Below are 10,015 nucleotides of genomic sequence, written 5' to 3'. Positions count from 1 at the left end.
TCGCGGTCGTCGCGGTCGTCGCGGTCGTCACGGTGGTCGCGGTCGTCGCGGTCGTAGCGGTCGTAGCGGTGACGGTGTCGCTGCCGGTCGGCCTCGCCACCGTCGGGTTCTTCATTTTCGTGCGGCTGGTGGAGGACTACCTGCTGGCACCCAAGATCATGGGCCGCACGGTTTAGGCCCGCAGTCGTGACGATCGTGGCCGTGCTGCCCGGCGGTGCGCTGCTCTGCCTCATCGGCGCACTGCTCGCTATCCCGGCTGCCGCGGCCGTGCCGCTGTTGATCAGCGAGACACGGTTCCCGCGCCTCGATCGGGGGTCACCGGCGAAAGCGGCGATGCCGCAACGGCTTCGACTCGAGGAACGACCAGCTGAGCACGCACTCCCCTGATGCCCACGCCGCATCAGTCGGGCAGACGCCGCTCCGGCGACAACCGCTGGCAAGCGGTCCCCTAGCATCGCGACCTGTGATCACCGTTGCCACGTGGAACGTGCTACACCGCATCCACGCCGAGAATTGGTACGAGGACGTCTCCAGCCGGTGGCCGGACGAGGCGGCCCGGATCGACGCGGTCACCGCGCGCGTGGCGGCGCGAACCGAGTGGGCAATCGCGCTGCAGGAGGTCAGCGGCGATCAATTGATCAGTCTGCGGGCCGCTTTACCCGGTCGGACGATCCACTCCATGCAGTACGTGCGCGTGCCGACCGCGCGCAGGCACGCCAGCGCGCTTCGTGATCCGAGCGAGCACCTGGTGCTCATCGTCGAGGGGCCGAGCCGGGAGATCACCGCCGACTCCTTCGCCGACGACCCAGGCAAGGGTGCGCTCGCGGTCAGCGCGGGCGGTGTAGTACTGATCGCCACGCATGTGACCGGGGATCGGCGGCGCACGAAGCAGCTCGCACGGTTGGCCGAAATGGCTTCCGTCACTCCGGAATATCCAGCGGTGCTGCTCGGGGACTTCAATATCGACGGGACGACCGTCGCAGCGAGCCTCGGTGACCGATTCACTGTCGCGGACCTGGCGCCGAGCTCGCCGGCGACCCGCCCGCGCACCTCCGGCGCGAAGTCGCAGTTCATCGATCACGTGGTCGTGCGCGACGCGACCGTGCGCGAAGTGGTGGTCGAAGAGTCCGGCGGCCTGTCCGACCACAATCTGGTCCGCGCGACGATCGCCCTGTAACGACCGCGCTTTCGTAGTCGCAGGTCAGCACATCGAACGCGGTGCGCCAACCCCGCGATTCTGGTGTCTGCTGATAGCCGGCGGCGGCGATTAGGGTTCACCGGGGTGCCGAATCGGCATGCGGAGACCGGGGCGTGAGGGGGGCCATGATGACACGATGCCGGGCGCTGCCTGCCCGCGGTCAGTCCGACGAATCAGGCACCACGCCGTCGATGTTCGGCGCTGCGCCGTCGACGAGCCGACCCGCGGGATCAATGGCTGGAATCACATTGGCGGACGGCGGAATCCCGCTCCCCGTCAACGAATCCACGCTCCCCGTCAACGAATCCACGCTCCCCGTCAACGAATACACGCTCCCTGCCAGCGGATGCACGCTCCGTGACAGCGGGGCCACGCTCCGCGACAACAGGTTCACCCCCCGCGACAACAGGTTCACGCCCCGCGACAACAGGTTCACGCCCCGCGATAGCGGGTTCATGCTCCGCGATAGCGGGTTCATGCTCCTCGATAGCGGATTCACGCCCCGCGACAACGGATTCACACTCCCCGACAGCCGATTCACGTTTCCCGACAGCAAGGTCGAAGCGTGCAGCCACGCGTTGTGGCTGTGTGCTCAAGACGAGCCGTCTGCGATGGTCGCTGACCACAGCGCGACCGCTTTCGCGCAGCCGGCGTTCGCTGCCCACACCGCTCACGACCGGCACGACTTCGGCGGCCGATAGCGCACCAACACTTCAGGCGAGCCGAACAGTAACGGCCGCAAAGTAATTCGCGCCCCTCGGATCGACGGGGCGAGGTACCAGGAGGAGCTATGCCCCGCAAGACATTTGTGCACTTAACCACGCAAAAGAGTGTTGCGGCGGTCTTATTAATACTGGCAGCGGTGCTCCTCGCGCTCACCGCATGTTCGTCCAACAGCACCGAGACACCGCCTGCCGCCAGAACACCCCTCGCGAGCGCGACCGCGAAACCGTCAACGACCACCGGACAACCGACACCAGGTAAACCGGCACCAGCGCAACCAGCACCCGGGCCCGCAGCAGTCCCGCAAGGACCCCAGCAGGCCGGCGCACCCCAGACCCCGGCCGACGAATACGTGAAGTGCACGGACCGCATCAACTACGCAGGCGACCCCCGCGCGAACGCCGAAATCAACATCCTCGGCGAACAAACCGGCGTCTGCCCGGAACCGCAACAACCGCCCGCCGACAACTACGTCAAATGCACCGACCGCATCAACTACGCAGGCGACCCCCGCGCCAATGCCGAAATCAACATCCTCGGCGAACAAACCGGCGTCTGCCCGCAACCGATCCGGCCGACCGCCGCACAGGTCACCACCTCACCCGCACCGACGGTCACCACGTCAACCGCCCCGGCCCCCACAACACCGACGGCACCGGCAACGTCGACCGCGGTCACGCCGACCGCATGATCGACACCAGCCATCGACGAGAGGCAAGTCCTTCCTGGACAGCGACTCCCCTGACGACACCTCCGGTGGTCGCGCTGATGTCATGATCGACACCAGCGTCCGCCTGGTCGAGCACGGCGATGGCGGTCGCACCGGATTAACGATCGACGCCACGCGCCGGCGAGTCGAGCCCCTCGACAACAGCGACCTCGGTCACGCCGGCTTCTTGATCGACGCCGACGAGACACCCTCCTCCGCGCCTACCGCCGCCGCGCCGGAGTCCCTCCCGCACCCCAACATTCGCGGCCGGCGCAGGCCGTTGCCGCGATTTCGCCGCCGCCGACCTCCGGCCCGACCGAGAATGCTCTTATGGTCGAGATCAGCCGCGGGGTAGGCACCGTTAACGGCATTCATATGCACTACCGCCGCGCCGGGTCGGGTCCGGCGCTGGTGTTGTTGCACGGCTGGCCGCAGACCGGCTATTGCTGGCGAAAGGTGCTGCCCGCCTTGGCCGAGCGGCACACCGTGATCGCTCCGGATCTCCGCGGCTACGGCTACACCGACAAGCCGACCACCGGTTACGACAAACGCAGCATGGCCTCCGACGTGGCCACGTTGATGGAGTCGCTCGGCTTCACCTCCGCCGCTGTCGTCGGGCACGACCGCGGCGCGCGGGTCGCCCACCGCTGGGCGCTGGACCGCCCGGATCAGGTCACCAAGCTTGCCGTGCTCGACATCATTCCCACCCGGGAGACCTGGCGCCGGATGGATGCCGCGCTCGGCCGCCGCTACTTCCACTGGCTGTTCCACCTACAGCCGGATCTGCCCGAACGGCTTGTCGGCCATGACATTCCCGGCTACCTGCGTTACTTCTTCGAGACCTGGACCGTCAACCGGCACGGCCTGCCCGGCGAGGCCATCGACGAATACATCCGCGCCTTCAGCACTCCCGGCGCATTGCGGGCAGGCTTCGACGACTATCGTGCCGCCGCGGTCGACGCCGAACACGACGCCACCTCCGCGGGCCACCGGCTGACCATGCCGATGCTCGCGCTCTGGGGCTCGGCCAGCTTCCTCGAAACGATTCCGGTACTGGAGGTTTGGCGCGACTATGCCGAAGATGTACGCGGGGCTGTCATCCCCGACTGCGGCCACTTCATCGCCGAGGAACGGCCCGAGGTTCTGCTGACTCATCTCGATGAATTCCTCTGAGACGTCGGCCTATTCAGCACACAGTGCATGATCGACCCATGCGGTCGCCGCACGCTCCTGCTCGAATCCCTTGCTGCGCATGAAGTCTTCGCCTACGGCGAGGGCCACGGACGGCGATGCGGCGCCCCGTCCTCGGTCACGCCGACGTCGGTCATGTATCCCTCCTGGCCGCCGTTGTGCATCCAGTAGCGCCCCGCCTCCCCCTGCGGGACTATCCGGTCCGCGAACCGCCGTTGTTGCACTTGACCCAAGATCTGATCACGGAACGGTTATCGACCCGTCTAGAGACCGACCAGTCTGAAATGATCGGGCCACCGCTTGACTGAACGCACGCTCGTGACCTGCTACATCCCCGGGATGAAGGGTGCGACATGGTCGCTCTGGGCCGGCTAGGGATTCGACTCGCGCTCTGCGCCGTCGCGATGACATTCGCCGCCGTCGGCGCACCGAGTGTCGCGACGGCCGGGCCGCTCGCGCCGCTCGGCGGCGGTTCCGGGATTCTGCTCGGGCGCGGCGTCTGCACGCTGACCACCATCGGATACGACCGCGCGGACCGGCTGGTCGGGCTCACCGCTGGCCACTGCACAGAAGTCGGGATGTCGGTGCGGGCCGAGCGGGCACCGGACGCAGGCGTTGTCGGCACCGTCGCGGCGGTCGACCACTACGACGACTACGCCGTGCTCGAATTCGACCGAGCCAAGGTCACACCGATCCGCCAGGTGGCCGCGACCACGATCGGCGGCATCGGCGCGCCCCCGCAGCAGGGCGACGTGGTGTGCAAGAACGGTCGGACCTCCGGATACAACTGCGGCGTCGTGTGGGACACGCACAGATGGTGGTTCCAGAACCAATCCTGCTCGCAGCCAGGCGATTCCGGCGGACCGGTCACCATCGGCGATCGGCTGGTCGGCATGAACGTCGGGCACATCGGCCTGCGACTGGTCGGCGTCACCGTGTTCGACATGGTGTGCCATCCGCCCATCGCGCCGCTGCACGATCCGGCCGTGGCGACCCAAATCGGCATGGTGCTCGACGACATCGATCAAGGCGGCGGCGTCGGGTCGGGATTCCGACCGCTCTGACCACATGCGACGATGAGCCGAAAAGCGGTGCGCCGGTAGGGCATTCCGTGCGACGCACACCACAGGAGCTCGACGTGGAGCCGACCCGAAGGTCCTCGTTCGCTCGTTTCGTCGCCCTGGGTGACAGTCAGACGGAAGGGATCGGCGATCCCGACGGCAACGGCGGATACCGCGGTTGGGCCGACCGATTCGCCACCCTGCTCGCCGCCGCGCACCCCGCGCTGCACTACGCCAACCTCGCCGTGCGCGGCCGTCGCGCCGCCGAGATCCGCACCGAACAGCTCGAGCCTGCCCTCGCGTTGAAACCGGACCTCGCCACCGTGGTCGCAGGCATGAACGACATCATCCGGCCCCGCTTCGACCGAGACGCACTGCTCGCCGACATCGCGGCCATGTTCACCGCCCTCACCGCGATCGGCACCGAGGTCGTGACGTTCACCTTCCCCGACATCGGCGCCATCGCACCGTTCGCCCGCCCACTGTCCGCGCGAGTCCGCACCCTGAACGCCGACCTTCGCGCGCTCGCCGCACACAACGGCGTCACCCTCGTCGACTTCGAACCCGTCGCCGCGGCCACCCACCCGGCCGCATGGGACGAAGACCGGCTACACCTCAGCCCGACCGGTCACGACATCGTCGCCCGCGCCCTCGCCGCCGCCCTCGAAGTCCCTGGCGCCGACGACACTTGGCGCGACCCCCTAGCGCCGGTCAACCGATCCGTCACTCAGACCGTCGCGACAGAGTTCCACTGGACCGTCCACTACCTGATGCCATGGATCGGACGCCGCCTCCGCGGGACCTCCTCCGGAACCGATCAGCAAGCCAAACAACCGGAGTTGCTGCCTGTGTCGGTCTAATCCGCAGGCTGAATCAGCGCGCGGTGTCCGACAACCGATGCGCACCGCGCGAGGCCAAGCCGCGGCCGTCCGTGCACCGACGCCGTCGCGGGCTCACGCAGCATCAGTGAGCGGTGCACTGCGGGTCCGCACGCGCAGCCTTATCAGTCTGCCCACGTATTTGACACGACGCAGCCACGACGACTTGACGTACGAAACATCCACTTGACGCCGACTGCAGCAGGTATCAAGACGATGAAACCTACGTCAAGTGGCACTGGCTTGCTCGACTCGGCACTGCCAACCGCACAGGCCTGCGACACTTCTCTGACCAAGGCTCTCGGGAACAGCCACAGCCAGGCTGGCCAGGGAGCCAGGCTGGCCAGCTTTGGTGGCCTATCGAGACCTTCGGAACCCAAGTTCGGTGTGCAATAGCCCGTCCCAGCGTCGCAAGGCCGCTGCCGTCACCCGGCAACGAATCGAGCCGAGTCGAAAGGTCGCTACTTGATCATCAACAACGACCATTCGACTCGACTCGATCACCGCGAACCACCATTGCGTGGACTGACAGCGATCGTGAGCCGAGCCCCCGGTGACTTCGGACAATTCGCACTTCACCGGTGCGCTTAGACTTACTGCGATCGTGAATGCTCAGACCACGCAGCATGTTCTGTGCCATGAATAGCAGCGTCAGAGTCAGTGGGCAGGGTGCGCTGCGACGGAATGGCGTATGGGCGCGGGGGCTCGCGGCCGACGAGCTACTCGTGCGCGTGCTGGCGAGTGGTGTGCGCCCCACGGATCTGGATGTCGCCGAGGGTGACCTGCCGGTGCATCGGGTGGGAGCGGTGCCCGGGCACGAGGTGGTCGGGCACGAGGTGGTCGAGCACGAGGTGGTCGAGCACGAGGTGGTCGGGAGGTGCGGTCGAGGAGATCCCTGCCTGCGCGGCACGTTCTCTGGCGCGAATCGCGCGCGGAAAGGCCGGGCGCAGGCAGAGCCGGCGACGCAACATGAGTGGGGCAGGTGTGTTGTGACCGGGAGCGCATGACCTGGGCAACTACGCAAACCGGTGCGATCGGGCAGTACGACCGGAAGTAGTATGGCGCGGTGCGAACATCGGCGGAAGCTACGGCGCGACTGCGTGGTGCGTTCGTCGGATCCGCGTCCGGTGCGGTGAGCATCGCGGCGCATGCCCTCGGTGGGGGCGATGTCGCCCCCGGTCAGTCTTCGATCGCCTTGTTGATCGCCGCCTGCACGATTGTCGGCGTAGTCGTCGGCGCGCGGCGGACTCGCTTCGGGGTCGCCGAAGTAATGGTGTTGCTGGCGATCGGCCAAGCGGTCGGCCATGTGGCGCTCGCCATGTCCCCCGGCCACCACCACACCACCGGCATGACCTCGATCATGCTCGCGGCCCACCTCGCCGCCATCCCGGTCGGCGCGCTACTCATCCGTGGCGCCGAGATCGGTTTCGGCCGAGCAGTTTCCGCCGCGAACCGCACCGTCCGAGTGCTCGGCACCCGCCCCGCCGCCCCCTTCGTATTCCAATACGCCGTCCCCGTCGGCCCGCTCACCGCGCCGCGGCGCTTGCTGTTCAGCTCCGGATCCGGGCTGCGCGGGCCACCGCCCCGGCGCTGAGCCACGTTCCCGCCAACCGCAGCCAGCACCCAATCGCGCTGTCGCTGAGCGCATTCCGGCGCGATTGCGAAGCACGCCGGTACCGAACGCTAGACGACCAGTTACCGATCGAACCCGCCAAAGAGTTAGGGCGGGCACCGATTTCACTGCTGATCAGGTCTATCGCGCTGAGTGTCTGCGACTTCAGCTGCATCGCCGCAGGCTTCCTCGCAGCAGCAGCTGTGAAAGCCCGAGGATTCGGGCCTCGAGCCCAACCCATCGGCGGCCCGACAATGCGGCATCGATCGGGGCCGATCGGGGCCAACGAGCACTCACCGCACGTGCTCGGATGACGCTCACCGGCACGGCGGATCAAGGCAGACACTTCGCGCCCCGACTGAGTCGACCCACAGGAGTCGGCTGGAGCCCAGCGGCCCAGCGGCCCAGCGGCCCAGCGGCCCAGCGGCCCAGCGGCCCAGCGGCCCAGCGGCCCAGCGGCACGGCGGCACGGCGGCACGGCGGCACGGCGGCACGGACCATCGTCGACCGCGGCAACGGTCACCGGCGGACCGAAGCGGCGCGGCAGGGTCGGGCGTATCTGTCAGCTCGGCAAGGCAATTGAGGCGATCCGTGCAGGCGGCCGCCCGCCGGCAGCGTTGGTGCGGCAACTCGCGACGAGACAACACATTTCCCATGATCGGAGATTTCCATGCTTACCTTCACCACCAACTCAGCACCCAGCTCACGTCGAGCTGCGCGTGTACTGCGCGGCGCCGCAGCAGCTTTGGCTGTTCCGCTGTTTCTCGTCGCCTGCTCGTCCAACGACAAAGCCGAGTCCAAGGCCGCGGACTCGGTCACGATCAAAGATCAGTGGGTGAAGGCGGCGGACGGTGACATGTCGGCGGCGTTCGGTGAGCTGAGCAATGCGGGTGACAAAGCGCGGACCGTGGTGTCGGCGTCGAGTCCCGCGTCGAGCCGAGTCGAACTGCACGAGGTGGTTGCGGATGCGAGCGGGACCAAGACGATGCGCCCCAAGGCGGGTGGGTTCGTGATTCCGGCGCACGGGAAGGCCGAGTTGCGGCCGGGTGGTGACCACATCATGTTCATGGGGCTCACCGGTCCACTGCGCACGGGCACCGAAACACCGGTCACGCTCACCTTCGACGACGGGTCGACGACCACGTTCACCGCGCAGGTGCGTGACTTCTCCGGCAACCAGGAGAACTACGCGCCCGATCACGCGAGCGGTGCGCAGACACCGGCGCACGGTGGCTGAGACCAGCCCGGGACGCCTGAACCGGCGGCGCCTGCTCGGTGGCGGTGCCGCCGCAGCGGGTGCCGCGGGCATCGGTTGGAGCGCGGTCGCCATGACCGCCCGCGACGACACACCGCGGCCGTCGGCGACCGAACCGTTCTATGGCACACACCAATCCGGGATCGCGACCAGCCCGCAGTCGCAGGCGGCTTTCGTCGCCTTCGATCTGAAACAGGGCGTCACCAGGGACGACCTCATCGGCATCCTGAAGATCTGGACCGGCGACGCCGCCCGCCTCACCCAGGGCCGCCCAGCCTTGGCCGACACGGAACCGGAACTGGCACAACGCCCGGCCCGACTGACCATCACCGTGGGCCTCGGCCCTGCAGTGTTCACCGTCGCAGCCCTCGAGCACCGCCGCCCATCCTGGCTTCGACCGCTGCCACCGTTCGCCATCGATCGACTCGAATCATCTTGGAGCGACGGCGATCTGCTGGTTCAGGTCTGCGCGGACGAGGCGACCACGGTGTCGCACGCGGTACGTGTGCTGTGCCGGAGTGTGTCCTCCCTGGTCACGGTGCGCTGGGTGCAGCGCGGGTTCCGCAACGCCGAACCCGGCCGGACGCCACGCAATCTGATGGGCCAAGTCGACGGCACGGTGAACATCGGCCCCGGCCCCGATTTCGATCGGCTGGTGTGGGACAACGGCTCCGGGCAACCCTGGCTCGCCGGCGGCACCTCCTGCGTGCTGCGCCGAATCGCGATGACCTTGGACACCTGGGACGAAATCGACCAGGAGGGCAGGGAACTCACCGTCGGCCGCACCGTCGCCAATGGTGCGCCACTGACCGGCACCGCCGAGTTCGACGAACCCGATTTCGCCGCCGTCGACGCCAACGGCATCACCGTCATCCCGCAGTCCTCCCACATCGCCCGCGCCCATCACACGCACGACGGCGAGCGGTTCCTGCGCCGCGGCTACAACTACGACGACGCCCCGGCACCGGGCCGGATCTCGAACTCGGGTCTGCTCTTCGCCGCCTACCAGCGCGACGTGGACGCCCAATTCTTGCCGGTCCAGCAGCGACTCGCGGAGTTCGACGCCCTCAACGTGTGGACGACGCCGATCGGCTCGGCGGTGTTCGTCATCCCACCGGGGGTACCGGTGCCGGGCGGATATATCGGACAGTCACTGTTCGAATCGTGATGGCGCCGAAGCCGATACGAGAGGGTGTCGGCATCGAATCCGCCGATCATGTAGTCGCGCTGGAACATCCGGTCAGACGGGTCCCGGCGAACACGCGGCGGCCGCCCCGCCCCAATGTCGCGGCGGCCCCCGGGCGCGGGGAAGCCCAAAAGTAACCGGGGGGGCCGGGCACGCCGTTGCGTGCGTTGGGATACCCAAACCCCCGGTTTACGCCCGGGTT

General features: G+C 67.6%; 10 protein-coding genes and 1 pseudogene. 10 read left to right on the top strand and 1 reads right to left on the bottom strand.

Annotated features, from left to right (window positions below; genetic code table 11):
• Positions 1 to 186: 186 nt before the first annotated feature.
• From ACFWF1_RS12020 to ACFWF1_RS12005, 4 genes are all read left to right on the top strand, one after another.
• On the top strand, positions 187 to 387 hold the full coding sequence (locus tag ACFWF1_RS12020) for a hypothetical protein (RefSeq protein WP_379322171.1): 201 nt from the start codon (positions 187 to 189) through the stop codon (positions 385 to 387).
• A 76-nt stretch (positions 388 to 463) separates the two neighbouring features.
• Positions 464 to 1,177 carry an endonuclease/exonuclease/phosphatase family protein gene (locus ACFWF1_RS12015; protein WP_379291265.1) on the top strand — a complete coding sequence of 238 codons (714 nt, stop codon included), beginning with the start codon at positions 464 to 466 and terminating at the stop codon, positions 1,175 to 1,177.
• Positions 1,178 to 2,060: 883 nt separating this feature from the next.
• Positions 2,061 to 2,612, top strand: coding sequence for a hypothetical protein (locus ACFWF1_RS12010; RefSeq protein ID WP_379291264.1), 552 nt, complete (start codon positions 2,061 to 2,063; stop codon positions 2,610 to 2,612).
• A gap of 348 nt (positions 2,613 to 2,960) precedes the next feature.
• Complete coding sequence (locus tag ACFWF1_RS12005) at positions 2,961 to 3,803, top strand: alpha/beta fold hydrolase (RefSeq protein ID WP_379291263.1); 843 nt, start codon at positions 2,961 to 2,963, stop codon at positions 3,801 to 3,803.
• Between the two features lie 92 nt (positions 3,804 to 3,895).
• Here the strand turns inward: ACFWF1_RS12005 and ACFWF1_RS12000 are convergent, their stop codons facing one another.
• A complete protein-coding gene (locus tag ACFWF1_RS12000; RefSeq protein WP_379291262.1) occupies positions 3,896 to 4,045 on the bottom strand; it encodes a hypothetical protein in 150 nt (49 codons plus the stop codon).
• A gap of 129 nt (positions 4,046 to 4,174) precedes the next feature.
• Here ACFWF1_RS12000 and ACFWF1_RS11995 point away from each other — a divergent pair, with 129 nt between their 5' ends.
• The 6 genes and pseudogenes from ACFWF1_RS11995 (at position 4,175) to ACFWF1_RS11970 (ending at position 9,795) form a co-directional block, all read left to right on the top strand.
• Positions 4,175 to 4,885 carry a hypothetical protein gene (locus ACFWF1_RS11995; protein ID WP_379291261.1) on the top strand — a complete coding sequence of 237 codons (711 nt, stop codon included), beginning with the start codon at positions 4,175 to 4,177 and terminating at the stop codon, positions 4,883 to 4,885.
• A 74-nt stretch (positions 4,886 to 4,959) separates the two neighbouring features.
• Complete coding sequence (locus ACFWF1_RS11990; RefSeq protein WP_379291260.1) at positions 4,960 to 5,742, top strand: SGNH/GDSL hydrolase family protein; 783 nt, start codon at positions 4,960 to 4,962, stop codon at positions 5,740 to 5,742.
• A gap of 725 nt (positions 5,743 to 6,467) precedes the next feature.
• Positions 6,468 to 6,668, top strand: a pseudogene (locus ACFWF1_RS11985) (alcohol dehydrogenase catalytic domain-containing protein); the annotation flags it as partial.
• 158 nt (positions 6,669 to 6,826) lie between these two features.
• Positions 6,827 to 7,354 carry a hypothetical protein gene (locus ACFWF1_RS11980; RefSeq protein ID WP_379291259.1) on the top strand — a complete coding sequence of 176 codons (528 nt, stop codon included), beginning with the start codon at positions 6,827 to 6,829 and terminating at the stop codon, positions 7,352 to 7,354.
• 688 nt (positions 7,355 to 8,042) lie between these two features.
• Positions 8,043 to 8,609, top strand: coding sequence for a copper chaperone PCu(A)C (locus tag ACFWF1_RS11975; protein WP_379292207.1), 567 nt, complete (start codon positions 8,043 to 8,045; stop codon positions 8,607 to 8,609).
• Positions 8,602 to 9,795 (top strand): Dyp-type peroxidase, encoded by a 1,194-nt coding sequence (locus ACFWF1_RS11970; RefSeq protein WP_379292206.1) that lies wholly within the window; start codon positions 8,602 to 8,604, stop codon positions 9,793 to 9,795. Before ACFWF1_RS11975 ends, ACFWF1_RS11970 begins: the two co-directional genes overlap by 8 nt.
• Positions 9,796 to 10,015: the final 220 nt, after the last annotated feature.

Source organism: Nocardia sp. NPDC060255, from assembly GCF_042727395.1.
GTDB lineage: Bacteria > Actinomycetota > Actinomycetes > Mycobacteriales > Mycobacteriaceae > Nocardia.
This window is presented reverse-complemented; position numbering and strand designations above follow the sequence as displayed.

Coding starts and splice junctions, on each gene's coding strand:
- ACFWF1_RS11975 (WP_379292207.1), top strand. CDS start 8,043: ATGCTTACCTTCACCACCAACTCAGCACCCAGCTCACGTCGAGCTGCG.
- ACFWF1_RS12005 (WP_379291263.1), top strand. CDS start 2,961: ATGGTCGAGATCAGCCGCGGGGTAGGCACCGTTAACGGCATTCATATG.
- ACFWF1_RS11995 (WP_379291261.1), top strand. CDS start 4,175: ATGGTCGCTCTGGGCCGGCTAGGGATTCGACTCGCGCTCTGCGCCGTC.